Raw genomic sequence first — 19270 nt, forward strand, 5'->3', positions numbered from 1 at the left:
GTTAGAAGTATAAAGGATTTCCTGCTCGGCATTTCGGAATAACTTGGTTAATGGCTTCAGAATGGAAGAGAAAGATGTTCCTCCTCCATTTCTCGCGATTTTATATCGTCTTGTCGCATTGCCACCACCATATCATCACTAAACCAACCTGAGTTCGCAAATTGTTCCAGCATATGGCTTAGCCCTTCAAGGGCAACAGCAGGCGAAATTACCGCGATAGGAGGGCTTCGGCCCCGATTGGCCGGGCCCGCGAGAAGGACAACAAGGCAACTACGATTAGCGGTGTCAAAATACTAAAACTAGACATTTCATGCAGGCCTCAGTTTCCATTAGGCGTGTATATGGGAGGCTAATCGAATTGAAACAGGTCAATTCCTAACTCTTTGAGAAAAAGCTCGTTAAAGTATGGATACCGACCTTTCCATTCATTCTCAAGTACACGTACCCCCATTTCCAGTGTGGGTTTCTGTATCTTTTTCCATTCCAGCGCAAAGTCGATAGCCTTACGTAAATCTTGTTCCTTATACCATAGGTCTTTAGTATGGTAGATTACCCACTCATCTCTCTTGTGGTTGTAGCCATCAACACTGCTGAGCATATAACCATCGCCGACCAAAAATCCTGTGCTCTTAGCATAACGCAAGCCGTTAATTTGCACAACATAACCAGTGATCGGCAATGGATATCCTTCGGGATCACCGGTCATCGATGTTTCGTTTTCCAATGCGTTCTGTAGGCTGTAGTAACCGCCATAAGCACTTTTAGGTGATGGATTGAGTTCTACGTCCAGTTGGTATCTAAAAAGGCTTTGCCAAGCAAAAGTGTACCAATAGTCTTCATTAGGTGTTACGTAATATCCTTCAAAGGGCTCTCTTTCATAATTGCTATATTGTGTTACAATCTCGCTGAAACAAGAAAAAAGCTCACCCGGTTCGCCAGGTACGTCGCTGCCCCAGTTTATGTCATCACATGAGAGCGTAAAAGAATTGTTTTCCCATTCACTATCCCGCATGATTTCGGGTGGGAGCTGCTTGGGGCTGCGCCAATAAACAAGCGAATAAATCGCAATTAGCATTTCAAGTTTAGTAAATATTTTTTTCTGCAGTTCAAATTCTGGTAAATATAATACGCTTAGCAATTGTTCGAGATTGGCCTTCCAATTGAAAGAGAGGTCTATATATTGAAGGTCCAATAATGTTTCCGTCCCCTGAATTGGAATCTTGGGAATAGTCTGACTATCTAATTTAATGGGGATAAACCAACTTCTTTCATTCTCGCCTTTTCTGAATTTCTCCAGCGCAAGATTCATTTCGGTATTAGCATAAGATTCTTCAGTACCGGTCCTTGTTGTTGAAAAACATGCTAGAAAATAACTTCCCTCATTTATCGCGGTATTGATAACCGTTCGCCAGCGAACGCCCGGTTCGAGGTCATTGCGGTCTAACCATACCCTGACACCATTTTTTGTGAGGGCCTTGATCAGTCTGTCAATAATGGCCTGATCTTCGCGCATGTAAGAAATGAAAACGTGCGCCATAATCTTATATTTAATATTGAAATTTATATTATTGTATAGTGTTGAAAATGAATATTTTATTAATAGTCGAATATAATAATTAACAACAAAAAAAATAGATTATTGTTAATAATTCATCCCGCAAATGGGCGCCAATGACAACCATGAGACAATGCAGACCATTATGTAAAATAGAAGAGAAAATAATCAGTAATTTTACTTTAGCAACACACCACCATGACGAACCACTACCAGCTCATTATCATCGGCGCGGCCAATCCTCTTCGGCAGGAGATACTGGATACGTTTTTCCAGCGTACCAAGGATCTCGGTATCGAATCGGACAAGATCATAGTGATTAGGCCCGCTAACTTTGCTGAGTACCGGGCTGTTTCACCGGCTTTTTGCATTTATTTTGGTGATTCCTCGGGTACCTTTCATGACGATGTGATCATCAGCCGCTTGCAGGATGATGCCAAACTTATTCTGCCTGTTGTGGACGATCTGGCTCATTTTCCCGCGCAAATACCGCCCGCACTCAGACCGATTAATGGTTTCGCGTTAGGCAGTAGCCTGAAGATCGAGCAATTAGTCAGTGTGGTGCTGGAAGGCCTCAGCTTACTCCGTTTATCGCGCCGCCTATTTATTAGTTATAAGCGCGACGAATCGCGCCCAGTGGCCGTACAGCTATTCGAAGAGTTGGAAGCGGCAGGTTTCCATGTCTTCCTGGACACGCACAGTATCCGTCCGGCCCAAGCTTTCCAGGCCGAGCTTTGGCATCAGCTGGTCGATACCGATGTTGTGGTATTGTTAAACACACCGAAGTTCCTGAACAGTGAATGGACGACCCAGGAACTAGCCAGAGCCAACGCGATGTCGGTCGGTATCCTGCAAGTGATGTGGCCGGGATACCAACAGCAGCGCGATGCCCAACTTTCCGTGCCGCTGATGCTCCATGCTACTGATTTCGGGAACCCACATTTTGCAGCATCGGATCAGTACCTCAGCCCGGATGCGGTCGCCAGGGTGGTGAGCACCGCCGAATCACTTCGTGCGCGCAGCCTTGCAGCCAGGCAATTCAATATGGTCAAGGAATTTATCGCAATCGTAAGCAGAACCGGCGCGCCAGTGACGGTAGAACCGGCTAAATACCTCGTTGTTACCAAGCGAAACGGCGATTTACTAATCATTGTGCCGACCATTGGTATCCCGCAAGCATTCAGCTATTACCAAGCTGACCTGGTGACCAAGACGATTGAAACCGGTAAAGTCGCCGATGTGTATTTACTGTATGATCATTTGTATATTCGCGACGAATGGTTGGCTCATTTGACCTGGCTGGAGCAAAGTTTTAATGTAGGTTTTAAGATCAAAACCTTAAAAACGCGTGCAGCGGAAGTGATTTTTCCAACATTAATTTAAAGACGATGGTGAATATATTTTTATCGGCCAGCATACCGCTTAAAGAAAGATCTGCCAAATATTATGATACGGCTGACAGGATAGCGATCCGGGACGCTGTGCGGGCGCTGGCAACGATTGTAGTACCCCATGCACATCTGTTTTGGGGCGGACACCCCTCGATTACCCCGCTGATCCGTGATGTAGTGTTGAAGCTGGATAACAATGTGGCTAAACTGCGAGATCATGTGACATTATACCAATCCGAACAATACCGCGAATCGTTCCCAGAAGATAATTTCGATTTCGAAGACGTACGGCTAACGCCAAAGGGTGCTAACGAAATTGACAGCAATAGGATACTGCGGATGGAGATGCTTGGCGGTAAGAACTTCGCGGCAGGTATTTTTATTGGCGGGATGGAAGGTGTTGAGATCGAATACGAAATGTTCCGGTCAATGTATCCTAGTGCGCCTCTATTCCCGGTGGCCAGCACCGGGGGCGGAGCAAAGCTACTTTTTGATCATTATGGAGCGGATACCTTAGATCCGAGACTGCTGACCGATTACGCCTATATGTCGCTTTTTCAGGACCTGCTCAGACCAGTTTTAGGGTAGATCAGCGCGTGATAATTGGTTTGAGCTGATATAACTTATCCAAAGGTTATAACACCTGCGAGCCTTCAAGAGCGTTTAAACTGAACGATCACCAATTAGAAGAAATCTTTACCTAGCAAAAGGTTGAAAGAAGACGACTTGGCTTAACCGCAAGCTATTGGGCAGGCCTACGCTGATGATTACCATGGTGAAGCTGAACCGACACGCCGCGCAAACACTGCGGGATTTCCCGGATTATATGTACAGCCTACCCGAGGTCCAGGTTTGCCTGCACCTTTCCGGGGAATGGGCCTGGTAGGCGGTGGATAGCAAGACTTGAAAAACAACAAAAATGACTAACTTTAAAGCGTAAATAAAATGAAAAATACAATACAGAAATACTATAGTTAATATATAGAATGATTTAATGCGTTCACTCTCTCGTAATACGAAACAGGTAATTTTAAAAGAACAGAGACATGTGCAACGCCCGCTAAAGCGCGGGCTTGACTGTCGTGTTCTTAGGTATACCAGTACCTGTATTGCCTTCAGGCCTGCCCCGCGGCTATTTTAACCCGACCGGGTTCAAGAAATATCAAAAAAATTACTGCAATTAACTAACGGCAAAAACACCGTACGGGAAGTTTTTTGCCCTATAATATTAGCGTCATGAACGCTTCAATCAAAAAGCTATATAATGAAGTACAGGAAGACATCGCCTTTTACTCAGAGATGGGCGACCCGCCCGCAAACCGTCTGAGCGGCGCGCTAAAAAGTATTCGTGGCATCGCGCTGCGGCTAAAAGCGGAAGTCATAGCGAATGGTTTCGCGAACGAAGCCGGAGAAATACGCTTCTTCAAACAAGAGAAGCCACTGTTTATTGCGGAACAAATTTACCTGTCGGAGTACACGACTATTTTGCTCGGCAAGCCCGCCTTCAGCCAGGGACTGCTGGAGGCCTATTATAGCGAAGAACTGAGACGGATACAAATATTTATTAATCGTTTCTGATTTCTCTACCAGTGTTATAAGCTGGAGGCCGGCGAACTGGATACGGTATTGTTCCTGCGGGATGCCGGGCCTTCGGGCATGGTGCTGCCGGAGTTGCCGGATGCGGACCCGGCGTTTTCAACTAACGGCGATTATTTGTGGGCGAAGTTTATGGCTTATGAGCGTTTGCAAGTCTGGCTGGAGGAGGAGTTGAATAGTTTGCGTGGTGGTAGTGGTGGTTCGGGCAGTGATGGTTCGCCTGTTGATGAGAGGAGCGGGCCGATGCTGAAGTGGACGGGCGAGTCGATCAATTTGGTAGAAATAGCTTACGGATCTGGCTGACGGGGCAGGTGAATAATGGGAATGCTTCAATCTCTGAAATCATCGAGTGGTTGGAGGCACACTTCAGGGTAAAGATCGGTAAAGCGCACCGGCGCTGGCAGTCGATATCACGACGGAAACGAATTAGTTCGTTTAAGTATGGGGATGAGGTGAAGGCGGCTTTGGTGAAGGTTAGAAGAGGAGTGGGGGCGGTAGGAGGGCCTGGGATCAATAGCTGTCGGAGCCAGAAGGAGGCCCGGCAAACTCTTGCATATACACAATCCGGCTGCAGTTACTTCTCATATGATCAATGATGGTTTTGACAAAATGGAGTTGTTGGAAACTGCACCTTATGTCGAGTTTCAAAAAAGATATTTTTACTTTGCAATAACAACATCGCAGATCCAATAGATCAGTATTGTGTAAATGTAAATATATGTAAATCAGGTATTTATTATATAATATAATTGGGTAACTTGGACATTTAATATTGATTGGTTTTTATTCCTAATTGATAATTATATTTGATAAATAACCTAAGCCAAATTATGATTCACAAAAAGATTGCTTCCTTTAGCTTATTAGCTTACATCAATGACAATAACATCGGAATAAAAAACTTTGAAGACATCTTTTTACCCATTGTAAAATCCTCATTATGTAGAATGAACGATCAAGGCTTTAATAGCGGCAAATCGGTCATTGAAATTAAAAAGCACATTGATACTATATATCAATTGGATATACCAATACCTATATTAAAGAACCTTTTGACAATTATTTCTCAAGAGTTCGAATCGGATGGGATAAGCCATTTTAAGCTTTATAAAGATGGATCTTTTCAGATGAATCGTTTTCTTTTTGCCGATTATGAAGAAGAACTTAGCGAGAGAGAAACTGAAATTAATGAAGTAAATCAACTATACACTGAATATCTAAAATCTATCAATGTGGATGTTGAACAACAACCATCAATATTTGAATTTATAGACCAAAGCAGACTACATCTTTCCAAATACTTTGCTTATAAAGATGACGTATTACCTGAAATCGAATATGTTCATCAAGCAAATTTTATTAATTCAATAAAGCCTAACGTCAAAGTCTATGGAATTTTAAGAAGGGTATATATTCTCTGCCTACCTTGAAGTGGACATCGGCATTATAACCAATACAGTTGAATTATTGTTGGATACAAATTTTATAGTTGGAATATTAGATTTAAATTCAGAAGAATCAACGCACACATGTAGAAAGATCCTTGAGATCTGCAACAGAATCGGTTATAAAGCATCAATACTTCCATTTACTATTGAAGAAGTGGAAATGTTAATTGAACGAAAAGCAAATCAATTAGAAAACTCATTCTTTCAAGGTTATTTGGATCCTGAGAGCATTTACAATGCTGCTAAAAGAAGGGGGTTAACAAAAACTCAACTTCAACAGATCGCTAATAATTTGAAAACAATACTAGAAACAGAATACAGCATAAGGATTGTTGCTAACGATCAAAAATATCGAAATATAGCAAAATACGCATATACCGAAATTTTAGAATTTTATCAAAGATTAAGAGGAACAAATGGCTTTAGTGCTCTTCATGATGCAACAGCTATTGCTTATGTCAAAGAGAAAAGAGGGGGAAACCAATAAAGGGAACAATACAAAAGGCGAGTTGCTGGTTTGTTACGAACACGCATAATAATATTGCGATACCCGCGACCAACGGATTCTTGCCGGATATTATAAGGGCCGATGAGATATTAAATTACTTGTGGCTTAGTAATCCCAACGTCACTCCTCTTATAAATAGCTCCAACCTCAGTGTGTTGGGTTTAACTCGCTTAGTCTCAAATACCATTTCCGATGCATTACCAAGTTCAAAAGTTTTAAAAACCTTAGATGATAATTTTAATAAGTACGGAGGGACACAAATTAGTGCTGATGATACAGTAATGATCGCTTCTATGATAGCAAGGAAAAAAATCATAGAACCAGATGAGCTAAATAAGCTTGCAAATAAAAACTCGTTGAGCTTTATTCAATCTGTAAAGGCTTACGCTGATGAAGGACGTCAGGAAGAAAAAATCATTGAAGAGAAACTTATTGCAGTGTTAAACAATTTTGAACACCTGGTGAAACTTAAGCAAGAAGAGAAAGCCGTAAAGGAAACTAAAGCAATCGAAAGTGAGACCAATTATGAAAAGGAAATCGAGAAATTAAAAGAAGACAACAAAATTTTAAAGGAGAAATTTAAACGCACAACCATTATTTCAGTGATTGTTATCATATCTATAGTGTGGTGGGCGTTTGATTATTTCTCTAGTACTAATTACTACCATATCAAGAACTATGTTTTTATTAAGATTGTTATTCAAGGTATGCTAATCACATTATCTTGTGCTATTTTTACGAAACAAAATAGAACGTCTTGGATATCAGGAACAATTGCATTTTTTATTGCCTTAATTACGCTGATTAAAACATGATATTTAATGAATTGCTAACACGAACATTTAAAACCAAGGCGTGCCGACATCACCCCGGCCCCGAACCCGGACGGGTTATATCTAGGTCATCTTCCTTCAGGGAGGCTATTAGATTTGTTATTCAAGGGTGAAAGAACTACGTTAATAAATTCCTCCATGATAGAAGAGTGATTAACCTGAACAAAGAGCTTGGCGTCTTTGGTTATCGTCCAACCCTTTTTTAATAGGAAATCCATAAAGATGTTTTGTCCTTCAAAGGTTGAAGCCATATCGAACATTAATTTTGCCGCTACATCCCAATTTTCGTCTTTCTTTCCTGGTAAGACTTTTGGATCAGCGGCATCCTATCAGTTACAAAGCAGGTGATAATGGTTACTCCAGCATTTTTTATTTCTTCCGCAATTGGTAGCGGATTCCCGTCAGTAGGATCTCCATCAGATAGAACAAATAGTATAGGCACCGTATCTTTGGGGCTCTTAGCCAATTCCCTTCTAAAGCGTTGTTGAATTTTTGAAAATGCTTCTTTCATTGGGGTCGACCCAAATATAAATTCCTCTGCATTTTCCAATGTCTCGCCGTTACTTTCRGATAGTGCCGCTAATTCGTTAATACCCAGAGTTGTATCTCCCGTCTCTATTAAGCTTTTTTCGAGCCTGTCCCTGATTATAAGCATAATTTTATTCCTAATTTCTTCTTCAGCAGACCTTCTAACTATGTTTTCAGCATCTTGCATCATTTTTCCAAGACCAAATTGTTGAGCCAATTCTCCTAATCCACTATAGGAACTATATTTATTTCTCATTTCTCGCGAATAGCGGTCTTTTAGTTCTTCAATTTCTTCCGGAGAAATTATTTCTCTTCCTATCCTAAGTAAGGACAATAGATCACAGACATTTCCACTTCTTAGGCCAAAGGCATATGCGAATACGCTCATGGAGGTATCAATCTGTTGTGATTTATTTTTTTGTATAATCTCACTTGCGTTTTTGGCCAATCGATCAAGAGCCCCCCCAAAACTTTGCATCCTTGTAAGCTGTTGTTTTGAGTTGTTATTGATTCGCATTTTCATAGAACCAGATACATCTACCGCAATTCCAATTAAGCTTTTATTAAGCTGATCCTTAAAAGGACCTCGTGTCTGCTCAGAACCACTGTAGTCTGTGGAAAAATCAATTGGTTGATCGATTTGTCCATTCTTTAATATTTTTGATATAAATGGCGATCTCGGCGCGGATAGCATTACATTACGATAGCCTTCTTGATATGCAAATTCTATTCCTTTGTTCGCCCCCAATGCGTCATAAAACCCCCTTGAAAATTCGATTGCTGCTGTATCGCCAATTCTACCCTCCATAGCAATTGTAAAAGGCATATTCAAAGAAATTAGATTACCCTGATTAAGAGAATAACAGGCATTGAGTATGACGCATTCGAGTTGACCGAAAGGCTTAACATATGCGGACAACTGAGCGGATAGAGCTGATTGAGGTACAACGAATTTTCCACCCTGTTCATCTTCCAGTACTAGCCCAGCACCAGAACCGTGCCCGGAGATGTGTACTATTTGAAAATCGCCGTTTAACAACGCTCTTCGCAAATCATGGATTGTTGCAGCGTGACAAATTTCTAACGAAAAAAGATCACGATGTTTACTCAAATGAATAGCTTCGCGTATAATTTTATCTTCCCGCCCTAAATTAAGTGAATCTGTGCCGATTGGGTTTGCAAAAACTACCAAGACATTTATTTGATTTTGCATATTCTTGAAATTTGGTAATAGTCATTTCAATGGAACCAGGAGGAAAACAATTTTCTCTTCTGACCGGATGAGTTATTTTCATCTTCTTGCGAACCGTTACGAGTTCGTTCTTTGATTTCATTTGATCCAGTTTTTCCGCCAATAGATTCATTGGCTCCTGCAGCTGTACAAAATATTAGAAAACCATTAATAAGTCCAATAAAATAATTATCCCATTGTCTACCGCTGCTTTCGTACACCCCAAAAAGGATATACCAATTGCTACAGTCAAAGCAAGCCATTTAGGGTTAAAGTTTAATGCTTTTTGCATCCCGTTACAAATGATAAGAGCGGCTCCAGAAGCCCCGGTAAGTGTTAGCATACTTTGAGATGTAAAAAACATCTTAAGAATAAATATTTTCTACTAAATATACAAACAGTATTAAAGACTAATATTCAACTCGTTAGATTCTTTAAATCCTGTAAAAAAGCGTTTCGAGAATTGTCCTGTTAACACGACGAAAATGTGATATCTCCCCAGATGAGCAATGAGTATAATTCATTGCTTTGGTGATCTTGGGTAATGCGCCTTGTAATCTTCATTCAACTATTATCTTCTATTTTTTGGCCATCATTACTACGCCACCTTCTCCAAACTCAGGACGCATTTTTTTGATCTGTTGTCGACGGTTTCGGACCTGAACTTCTTAGGTTGGCAATCTTGTTTAATAGATCAAACCAAAATGGAGCTCCCAAACAAATGGCAAGAATGCTTGCCAACCATCCAATTCCATGACCGGCAATGGTTTTTCCGACTGAACTAAAGAAATCCTTCTTAAAGTCATATGGTTCCCGGCTCCAGCCCAGCGGCAAGGCAGGAGGTACAGCATTAGTAAGGAAAATAACCTCTTTCTGCAATTTTTGGGTCTGAGCTGCCACCTTTTCAACAGAGGGCCTGGTGGTATCTGCTGGCCTTACCGTATTTCTCAAACTATCTACCGTCGTTTTGTACTTTTGATAATCGCTCATCGCTTTGTCCGCGAATTTTTTGCTTTCTTCAGGATGGCTATACAAATACCTGGCTATAGCTATGGAGTCGGCATTTAATGCTATGGAAAGCACGAAACCAACAATAAATGTTGCGGGAATTGCCTTTTTGCGTTTCATCGATGCTGTTAGTCTTTCTGAAACGGTATCATACCAATGCTCCAGGTACTCACGAAACTAATCAATATCACTTTTTACTGCCGTAGTAATATTAGTTGTGAGATTGGCAACCGCGGGAATCTTTTGCAATACGCTTGTAGCAGCCTGGGCTTGAAATGCAAAACTTAAGATAGCTCTCTTTAATTCGCCGGATATCGCAGGTGATTTTTCAATCGCATCAATATATCCTTTTAAATCCTGAGGAGGCGGTTGAACCGCTCCAGGCGTTCCTCCTGAAGCTACGGGGGTAAGCGTTATTTGGTCAAGTAATGCCGACGCAAAATTTCCGGATCAATATAAGTAGTTGATTTATTTGTCTTTGAAAGCGCGGTGGTTATGCAATGGTTCATTATGGCTTGCCCCACCGTCGTTCCGTCGGCCTTAGTTTGCCCGTTCGGATCTAACGCCGGAGAATTAAAAATGGTAACAAGCCATTTTTCGAGAATCTTCGCCCTGGTTTTCATTAAAGAAAACCAGAGTTCCACGGCTGAACTACAAATGATACTCAGTAAGAAGTAAATAAAAATCATTCCTACTACTAAATCTAAAATTGGAAAGCTGCTCATGATATCGTATTTAATAACTGTTTAAACTACTTTGCAATAAGTGCGCTATCAGCCAATTTTTAGAACTTAATTATCAGTAATGAGGCAGTATAATTGACTTTAAAAACGCATTGATGTAATCTTAAGGGTGTTAATTCGCTGATCGGTTAATACTGGTTCGAATCAGCACTTCCTGGCTTGGTGAAAAATGGATTCGGTTCCTTGGTGAATCGTTGTTATTTCCTGTGTTAGTAAGTAAATAAAATAGTGATCGTTTAAGTTTGTTCTTTGCCCTGGTTTAGGTTATTGGGATTTCAAGTTCATATCAGATTTTCAGTGTCAACAAAGCGCTAAAGATCCATCCGATATTCTTGACGCTTTTGCCCTGTATCATAACCTCGCTCTCGCTGTTGACAAGATAAACCTTACTCCAGGCTCCATTGGTTTCAATTAAACCAACTTCGTATCCCTTATTTAGTTGTTTTTTGGCAGGCGAAGTTGTAGAAAATGAGGTTCTGAAATTAGTGCCATCTGTGTTTACAATGTAGATTTTCCCGGTATTATTCGTCTGCCCAAATACATTGGTCTTAAATGCATCCCACGGAAATGCCGGGCCAGGGTCTGCTTTACGGGCTGACGATATATCATCATGACGCCGTTACTAGGTGATATTCCTCAGCTAAGACCTTGCAAAGTTTATATAAAGCCTGTAATTGTGCATCAGGAAATATATGCCAATATTGCGCTTTCCAAAACCTATGTTTATGGTGAGCCTCGATAAATTGGTGAGCTTCTGCGGGAGGGTAGGTTTTCAATCCATCATCAGTGGTTCTTTGAAAACCGCCATTTGGTAATTTTTGAACAAATCCAGGATTTACAATTTCTATTCCGATTGAATGGCTGTTTAAGCCATCAACACCATCCCAGGTGCTCATGCCAGCATGATTAGCCCTGTGATCAAAAGGAATTAATTGCGTAATCGTTCCATCGTAACTCAATACAATATGCGCAGCAATCTTATCCGGATTTGATTTGGTATCCATGAACCAATTTATAGCAGATTGAGCGGTATCAGTTGCAGTATAATGAATGACTAAATAATCGGGATCTATGGGGTTTCTGGCATTACCGGATGGAGATATTGTTATCTTCTCGTCAGCTGAATCAGCTTGAAGCCAGTGAGCTTTAACTTTCATTTGGGGTAGGAATGAAGTAAGTGATTGGGTATCTTCGGTTTATTAAATATTGGTTAAGTCAATATTACAATCTTAAATCCATTATTTCTGACTTTTTTGATAATTGTATAATATTCTGTGATTATGTGTAAACTTCTTGGTTAATTTATAATTAATAATACTGTAAAAGTCATAATTCATGTAATGATAGGCAGAATTTGGGGTTGGGATTTAGTAATGAACGTCCTTGATCTTCGCTCAAAGCTGATCTGCAAAACACCCAAACGTTTCATTATGCCTCATTATCATTCCCTAGTTTGATTTTTAATTAATTATGTATATTTAATTATTATACAGGCACTTAATATGACGTTATGTGTACCAAGGATATTTTGGACTTAGTCTTCAAAGGATTGGGAACCATTGGTGGTTTGACAGCAGCCTTTACTGCTATCAAGCAAATGAGGCTCAACCGAAAAATTCGTGCGCGTGATCTTCGCTGGAAACAGACCGAAGCAGCCAAGAAGCTTATGGACGAGTTGGTTAGTAATCCCAAAGCCAAGGACGCGACCCGAATGCTTGATTGGCCCGAGCGGAATTATCAGATAGATGGGAAGCCGGTTACTATATATATATACATGAAGTTATTGCAACCTTAGCATTCAGCGATGAGATAAAAAGCCACTCTGATAAAGAAAAGTATATTAAAGATTGCTTTGACTCATTCTTTTACTACGTTCAAATGGTGGAACAATCTATCCAAAATAAATTATTTAAGCAGAGAGATATCACTTTTCCGCTTTCCTATTATGCTGATATTTTAAGAAAGCCGATTTGGAAAGAAGTAATTATAAATTATCTGCTCGCTTATAAATACCAAGAGTCCATTGATTTATTCGCCAGATTTGGCGCTTGGAACAATTGATTTAGAGAGTGAGGTGTTCGGAATGAAGAGGTAAACTAACACGCTTAAAAATGAAAAACAGTCAATTTCAATTAGGTATTCGTGAATATGCTGCGCTAGTACAGGCTGCCGGCCCTCTTTTTGGAGCGGCATTGATCCAGTAAGTTCGATGATCATAGCACTAAGTAGATTAGCCACGGCAGGTATTTGTTCTTTGTATAATGATAAATACTTTCTATCGCCAAGAACACTTTGTCCTAGTTAAAACGGACGCGCAGCGACGTGTCAGTTTTTTCGTAACCGATATGTTCTGCTTATGCTCACGCGAAGGTGGGAGTTATAAAGAGATGGCGAGCTGCTCGGCATAAGGCTGGTTGAGCATTTGGCGACCTACGGAAATAATAAAATCAGCTTTGAAATATGACGGATAATTTATAATTTAACTGTCTGGTAATTAATACCTAAACATAAATCCAATGAGCTATCGACACGATATTTTTATCAGCTATAAATGGAATGGCGATGTCAAGGCCTGGGTCGAATCTGTATTCGTACCTATCCTGTCGAATGTGATGGACGAATTAAAAGACCGCTTCGGCGATGATGATATTTTCCATGATGTCAAGCAAACCGTAGGAGGGGCAAGTATCCCCGAGGTATTGAGGGATGGTGTGGCCAATTCCAAGTGTATGATCTGCGTTTTTACCAAAAATTATTTCACGAACTCCTACTGGTGCACTGCTGAATTATCGGCTATGCTCAGAAGAGAAGAGGAAACCGATGCGCGGAATAACGAGGATCATGTTGGCCTAGTCTTCCCGCTGTTATTTATTGACGAGCGTCAGGAGCTTCCTATACAACGGAACGCAGTTTACGGCGTCGATGCTGCCGCCCGGCTTCTAAACCATATTTTACCATTACAACTGGACAGGGAACGTTTTTTTCGTATTGCTGCAGGCTTTAAAGGAACACCAGCCTATGACGACCTGCGCTTTAAGATATACGACTGGGTATTCCGTAGTATTTATCCAAGGCTGATGTCGGTGCCTGATTGGGATCCACAGTGGCGCACGACCGATTATTTTGTATCCAGGTTCGACGCGCCGCCACCGCAACAACAACCCCAAAGGTTTACATTACCTACCTTATGAAAAAGACAGGGAAACAACCAGGTACCATTGCTACCTTTTATTCTTATAAGGGTGGCGTAGGCCGGTCAATGGCGTTGGCCAACGTGGCCGTGCTACTGGCTAACTGGGGATACCGGACATTGATGATTGACTGGGACCTGGAGGCACCGGGCCTTGAAAACTTTTTCAAAACGTATATTTCGATTGCTGCGGCCCGGGATAAACCCGGGCTCATTGATGTACTGGGCAGTGAGATGAATACCGGCGGCACTAAAATACAGTGGCAGGATTGCCTTATGCCTATACCTATAAAAAATGACGATACCGCTGTCCTGATCAGAGATAAGTTGTTTATGATCACTTCCGGAAGGGTAGATGATGGATATTATAAAAAGGTCAGGAACTTTGATTTTAACGATTTCTACAGCAATTATAATGGCGGCAATATCATTGAACGGTTCCGTACCGAATGGAAGAAAGCGTTTGATTTCATACTGATCGACAGCCGCACGGGAGTAACGGACACCGGCGGCGTCTGTACTATACAATTACCCGACCTCCTGGTGCTTTTATTTACACCTACGGACCAGGGATTCGACGGGATCCGGCGGATCGCGGCAAAAGTTGCGGAAGGCAGGTTGACTCTGCCTGACGATCGGATGGAACTACCTGCGTTGCCGGTACCCACGCGCATGGATTCAGCGGAGAGCGCCCCGCATGCCCTCTGGCTGCGCAAGTTCGCGGACGGTTTGGATGCGATCTACAAGCCCTGGATACCTAAAGGGTTGAATAACTATGAGCTATTGGTGCAGACAAAAGTACCTTATTCGTCCTTGTTTAGTTTCGGTGAAGGACTGCCCGTCGCTGACGAAGGAGTAAAAGACCCAGTGCGAATGGGCTATGCCTATCAAGGCCTAGCCGCGCTGGTGGCTAAACAGCTTAACAACGCCGATATTTTTCTCAACAATCGTCAGGATTTTATTTATTCGGCGATGAACCCAGATATCAACCTGGATCATGATGACGTTAAAAACTCTTATATCTCTGCTGAACGGAACGTGAAGCTGAAAGAAGTTCAGCTGGATGATTCGCTTAACGAAATAGAAAATAATAAACGGAAACAACGCAGGACAACCCAGCTGGCAATAGGCGGGGCGGTGGTCAGCATCTTGATAGCATTTGGAATCTACTTTTTTCAGGCCGGCGCGAAAGTCGATCCGGCTGTGCTCACCCAGCATATTAAAGACTCGATCTTAAAAGTGCAGGCTAAACAATTTGATTCTTTACGTTCCGCTTCTAAGAAAACGGATAGTCTGCCCGTTTTTAACGCGATTAAGGAATTAGGTAAACCTATCGGGATGGATATATCCCGGTTCAACCAGGTCAACGACTGGTCAAAAGTCAAAAGGGTGGGAATCAGCTTCGTGCTTATCAAAGCTACCGAAGGAAGCGATCATACCGATAGTACTTTCGCAAAAAACTGGGAGCAGGCCGAAGCCAACTTGATGATTAGGGGTGCATATCACTATTTTACCAACAGGGCAAGCGTGAGCGTACAAGCCGCAAATTTTATCAAAAGCGTTCATTTAACAGCCGGCGATCTGCCGCCGGTACTGGATTTGGATGCCGGCAACGCCAAAACCAAGCTGGATGATGTCATATATTTACTGGACGCGCTGGAAAGTCATTATCATATCAGGCCTATTATTTATGCACCCTATACCTTTGCCAAAGTGCTGGCGCAGGACAAACGGTTCCTTTCCTATTCTTTATGGGTAGGCGTTTATGGCCCAAATAACAACCCGCGGCCGAAGTCCTTACTGCTTTCACCGAAATGGCCTGATGGCTGGAAAACCTGGACGTTCTGGCAATTCACCACGGAGGGGGAAATAGATGGCGTGACCAATACCGGCGGTGTAAAGATCGATTTGGATCAGTTTAACGGGAGTGAGGGCGATCTTCAAAACCTGACCATCCCTTCCATTAAGAAATAATAAGATGGTCTAATAGGTCAATATGAAAGCACATAAGTGGATATTCTGAGTAGCTAGACCATTGCATTCCGTGCGCCTTAGAGCATCGAGTTGTGTTTGTGATTTGGAAAATCGCACTTAACAGTCAATGAATTAATATGATCAAAGTGTTACGGAACTGCCTGTTTGCAGTTTTCGGAATAAGTTGATCAAGGCTCCCGGAATGTCCACAGTCGAGGTTTGGTCGATTATTTTCTGCTGCACTCCCGCTGCCTGTTGGGCATGATAGACCAGGATACCCTTCATGCGGCTACTGCAAAAATCGTAGCAACTGAAAATGTGGGCACCTTCATCAAATTGGACAATAGCTACCATCTGTTGACGGCTAACGACGGTACGCCGGAAGAAATGATCTCCCGGTTTTATCAGAATTGCAGGGAACTGATCACGGAAGAGGAACATAACCCTGTGACGCGGATCATGGCCTATTCTAAACTGTTGAGTATAGAAGCTGATTTGTTATTGCATGAGTTAACCAATAATTATTCCTTCACACTGGGCAGAAAGAAAGATGTATTACGGGACACGATCAACAGGGACTGGGAAGTTTTTGACCGGCAGTTGCGAACGCAATACAAAACCTTAACCGATTTTGCATTTAAAAAGTATGACTTTTTAGCCATCAACAACCTGATGATGGATCAGGTAGAATGGGACTATGAGCAAGCTTTTCATTTTTATGCTTTTGAAAACTGGAGCCCGGAAACGTTTAAGGTTGAGGGACCCATCAACGCTCAAACCAGGAAGCGGCTGGAAAAAGGCATGATAATGGTGGATAAGGTAGAAGAAGCCTACGAAAGGTTAATGCATATTGAAAATCTATATGCCTGCCTGATGTTTAAATATCAGCTGCTGGATTTTATGGGCGAGGCGCAAAAAGCGGCAAGTATCGCAGATAAACTGGAGAAGTTAATCGATACTTATGAATTGAATGCATTGCGAAAGGGGTATGCGGATCTGATGGCGGGGAAGACCAAGCACCAAGTCTTTTTCGAGAAGGTGACCGATAAAATGACGAACATTTATGAGGTTGTTAAAAGCGCCGATATTGTTCGAAGATGTAACGGAGGAGCGGAACAGGTTATTCAAACGGGAACCGCAGTGGTCACTTAAAACATTATTTCCCCTGGAGATCCCGGAATAATCATCCACTATAATTTTTGCAGGCGTTCGACAATAGCCCGTAGCAAAGCTGTATCCTGTAACTTCTAATCTTTTAGATCCTGGGTCAGCGCGCGGTAGCCGCCTGCTTCATCCGGTTCAAAAGTCACGGTCGTTTCGCCAATGAGCACGGCCATGCGGTGTGTGTACCCGTCAGCCGGAGCCGTGACCTGCTTTATATCAGCGTACCCGAACTGGATGCTGTCCACGAACCAACGATAGCGACAATAATAGAAATTAAACGGCTTTAAACGGTCGAACGTGTTTATTTATTTGAGATTACAATATATTATTTATGGTTCATCAGGTCATTGAAAACTTTTTAAAAAGCGTTAACGGCGCAACATTTCAAAAACCTGATGAACCATCTGTTAAAAACTGTGATAAAAGGCAGGAGTTGCCCGGATTCATAGACTGGACTAGAATCATGAGGGCTTACCATTAAAGACGTCTATAAGTTTTTTTAATAAACAGGATAAGGGCTTTTCTACAACTTTTTATTTGATATTAATTGTAGCAATATATGAAATTGGTAAGGAGAGGGAGAGTTCTGAACTACGGCTTTTTTATTTTTATAATCAGTGGGTAATTAATTCCGGATGTATAATACAGTTAACCGTTTAATCATCTGTTTGGATAAGTTAAGAGTATAAACAAGGAAAGCGAAACTTGCGCTTTCCTTGTTTACTAACGAGCCATTGCCAAGGAGGGTGATAACCAATTTAAACACGCTTCAACTTTCTTTTTAATAATTTCATATCCTTACTGATTTTTACATCGAGCACTTTAGCATAATGCTGTGTTTGTTTAAGCGACTTATGTCCCAGCATTTTTGACACTGTTTCCATTGGTACTCCATTGGTAAGCGTAATAGTAGTGGCAAAAGTATGTCTGGCGGTATGGAAAGTTAGCTTTTTATTTATACCAGCCACATCGGCAATCTCCTTTAAGTAAGAATTCATTTTCTGATTAGTCAGGACGGGTAGGAGAGTACCCTTAATTATACATTTGGGATGATCTTTGTATTCGTCAAGAATAGCCAGGGCATACGGAAGCAATGGAAGTCTTGTGCTCGATTTTGTTTTTTGCCTGGTTGTAATGATCCATTTACCGCCATCTACGCCAATCACAATATTGGAAGTTCGCAGTTTATAAACATCACTATAAGCTAACCCGGTATAACAACTAAAAAGAAATATGTCCCGGACATGCTTGAGCCTTTTTGTGTCGAATTGCTTATTCGCTATTCTGGTTAGCTCATCCTTGGTTAAAACAACTGGGATTACCTCATCTCGTTTTGTTCTAAAGCCCAAAAACGGATCGCTGGTTAGCAACCCCTTTTGTTTACATTCTAAGACAATTTTTTTGAAATTCCCCCAATATTTTATTGCCGTATTGTTACGGCAATATCTTTCTGTTTTAAGCCAGAATACAAACTGTGATATAAACTCATAATCCAATTCCTTTACCTCCAGGTCATCTTTTCTATACTTCCATCTAATAAAGTTGTTTACATGGTCGTATGCGGTCTTATAACGAGTTAATGTAGCTGGAGCGATTTGTCGTCCTACTAAAACCTTCATTTGTTTGTTATGAAGGTGAAATGCTTCCATGATGAAGTGTTTTTTCTCATCTTTTCCAATGAGTACGTCTTTTATATTTTCTGCAGTTACAAGTTTATTACCTTCAAGTAGTTTGATTTTCGCCTGATAAACTTTACATGAAATCAGATCTAAGTAGGAGTTCAATTCTTCTGTTTCTTCGTTATCGCCCACCGCTCTGCCTGACTGTGAGTTCCATTGATTAGGTAGGCATTGTCTTTTGGTTGATATATCCCGGCGATCGCCATTTACTGTAATACGCAGGTAAACATATCTTTTTTATCTTTTTGATTTTTGGCTTGTTTTAAAAAATAAAGCAAACCGAAGCTTTTTTCTAGCATGATCGTTTTTTTAATGTCGTCAAATTTGTTAAAGCAGTATGTCAAATCAAAAAAGCAAGGTAATTGGCAGGTATTAATCAGGCCCGTTTTATCGGTCTTTTATTGCCCTGTTTTATCTGTATA

At 41.4% G+C, this 19270-nt stretch carries 17 protein-coding genes and 1 pseudogene; 10 read left to right on the forward strand and 8 right to left on the reverse strand.

What is annotated here, in order from left to right; translation table 11 throughout:
* Positions 1–349: 349 nt before the first annotated feature.
* On the reverse strand, positions 350–1537 hold the full coding sequence (locus AC1DO4_RS23595) for a toll/interleukin-1 receptor domain-containing protein (RefSeq protein ID WP_477420021.1): 1188 nt from the start codon (positions 1535–1537) through the stop codon (positions 350–352).
* A gap of 216 nt (positions 1538–1753) precedes the next feature.
* Between AC1DO4_RS23595 and AC1DO4_RS23600 the strand changes: the two genes are divergently transcribed.
* From AC1DO4_RS23600 to AC1DO4_RS23625, 6 genes and pseudogenes are all read left to right on the forward strand, one after another.
* Positions 1754–2938, forward strand: coding sequence for a toll/interleukin-1 receptor domain-containing protein (locus AC1DO4_RS23600; RefSeq protein ID WP_477420022.1), 1185 nt, complete (start codon positions 1754–1756; stop codon positions 2936–2938).
* A 5-nt stretch (positions 2939–2943) separates the two neighbouring features.
* Positions 2944–3534: an SLOG domain-containing protein gene (locus AC1DO4_RS23605; RefSeq protein ID WP_477420023.1), complete on the forward strand. Its 591-nt coding sequence runs from the start codon at positions 2944–2946 to the stop codon at positions 3532–3534.
* A 711-nt stretch (positions 3535–4245) separates the two neighbouring features.
* Positions 4246–5138: pseudogene (locus AC1DO4_RS23610) on the forward strand (RteC domain-containing protein).
* A gap of 234 nt (positions 5139–5372) precedes the next feature.
* A complete protein-coding gene (locus tag AC1DO4_RS23615; protein ID WP_477420024.1) occupies positions 5373–5972 on the forward strand; it encodes a hypothetical protein in 600 nt (199 codons plus the stop codon).
* Position 5973: 1 nt separating this feature from the next.
* Positions 5974–6477 (forward strand): hypothetical protein, encoded by a 504-nt coding sequence (locus tag AC1DO4_RS23620; RefSeq protein WP_477420025.1) that lies wholly within the window; start codon positions 5974–5976, stop codon positions 6475–6477.
* 80 nt (positions 6478–6557) lie between these two features.
* Positions 6558–7313: a hypothetical protein gene (locus AC1DO4_RS23625; protein ID WP_477420026.1), complete on the forward strand. Its 756-nt coding sequence runs from the start codon at positions 6558–6560 to the stop codon at positions 7311–7313.
* A 289-nt stretch (positions 7314–7602) separates the two neighbouring features.
* On the opposite strand, the gene AC1DO4_RS23630 is transcribed toward AC1DO4_RS23625, so the two are convergent.
* From AC1DO4_RS23630 to AC1DO4_RS23650, 5 genes are all read right to left on the reverse strand, one after another.
* Entirely contained in the window at positions 7603–9072 is a 1470-nt protein-coding gene (locus tag AC1DO4_RS23630) for a CHAT domain-containing protein (RefSeq protein WP_477420027.1), read from the reverse strand.
* 175 nt (positions 9073–9247) lie between these two features.
* The gene (locus AC1DO4_RS23635) at positions 9248–9433 is read right to left on the reverse strand and encodes a hypothetical protein (RefSeq protein ID WP_477420028.1); all 186 of its coding nucleotides are present in this window, start codon (positions 9431–9433) and stop codon (positions 9248–9250) included.
* Between the two features lie 275 nt (positions 9434–9708).
* On the reverse strand, positions 9709–10218 hold the full coding sequence (locus AC1DO4_RS23640; protein ID WP_477420029.1) for a hypothetical protein: 510 nt from the start codon (positions 10216–10218) through the stop codon (positions 9709–9711).
* 293 nt (positions 10219–10511) lie between these two features.
* Positions 10512–10823: a hypothetical protein gene (locus AC1DO4_RS23645; protein WP_477420030.1), complete on the reverse strand. Its 312-nt coding sequence runs from the start codon at positions 10821–10823 to the stop codon at positions 10512–10514.
* Between the two features lie 626 nt (positions 10824–11449).
* Positions 11450–11998, reverse strand: a complete 549-nt coding sequence (locus AC1DO4_RS23650; protein WP_477420031.1) for an N-acetylmuramoyl-L-alanine amidase — start codon at positions 11996–11998, stop codon at positions 11450–11452.
* 440 nt (positions 11999–12438) lie between these two features.
* Here AC1DO4_RS23650 and AC1DO4_RS23655 point away from each other — a divergent pair, with 440 nt between their 5' ends.
* Positions 12439–12636: a hypothetical protein gene (locus tag AC1DO4_RS23655; protein ID WP_477420032.1), complete on the forward strand. Its 198-nt coding sequence runs from the start codon at positions 12439–12441 to the stop codon at positions 12634–12636.
* A 233-nt stretch (positions 12637–12869) separates the two neighbouring features.
* Here AC1DO4_RS23655 and AC1DO4_RS23660 read toward each other — a convergent pair whose 3' ends face one another.
* The gene (locus tag AC1DO4_RS23660) at positions 12870–13058 is read right to left on the reverse strand and encodes a hypothetical protein (RefSeq protein ID WP_477420033.1); all 189 of its coding nucleotides are present in this window, start codon (positions 13056–13058) and stop codon (positions 12870–12872) included.
* 299 nt (positions 13059–13357) lie between these two features.
* Here AC1DO4_RS23660 and AC1DO4_RS23665 point away from each other — a divergent pair, with 299 nt between their 5' ends.
* The 3 genes from AC1DO4_RS23665 (at position 13358) to AC1DO4_RS23675 (ending at position 17157) form a co-directional block, all read left to right on the forward strand.
* Complete coding sequence (locus tag AC1DO4_RS23665; RefSeq protein WP_477420034.1) at positions 13358–14032, forward strand: toll/interleukin-1 receptor domain-containing protein; 675 nt, start codon at positions 13358–13360, stop codon at positions 14030–14032.
* The gene (locus AC1DO4_RS23670) at positions 14029–16005 is read left to right on the forward strand and encodes a KGGVGR-motif variant AAA ATPase (protein WP_477420035.1); all 1977 of its coding nucleotides are present in this window, start codon (positions 14029–14031) and stop codon (positions 16003–16005) included. The genes AC1DO4_RS23665 and AC1DO4_RS23670 overlap by 4 nt, the downstream gene beginning before the upstream one ends.
* A gap of 261 nt (positions 16006–16266) precedes the next feature.
* Positions 16267–17157: a hypothetical protein gene (locus tag AC1DO4_RS23675; RefSeq protein ID WP_477420036.1), complete on the forward strand. Its 891-nt coding sequence runs from the start codon at positions 16267–16269 to the stop codon at positions 17155–17157.
* A 770-nt stretch (positions 17158–17927) separates the two neighbouring features.
* On the opposite strand, the gene AC1DO4_RS23680 is transcribed toward AC1DO4_RS23675, so the two are convergent.
* Complete coding sequence (locus tag AC1DO4_RS23680) at positions 17928–19070, reverse strand: site-specific integrase (RefSeq protein WP_477420083.1); 1143 nt, start codon at positions 19068–19070, stop codon at positions 17928–17930.
* Positions 19071–19270 lie beyond the last annotated feature (200 nt).

This window comes from Mucilaginibacter sp. P5_A6, assembly GCF_056400585.1.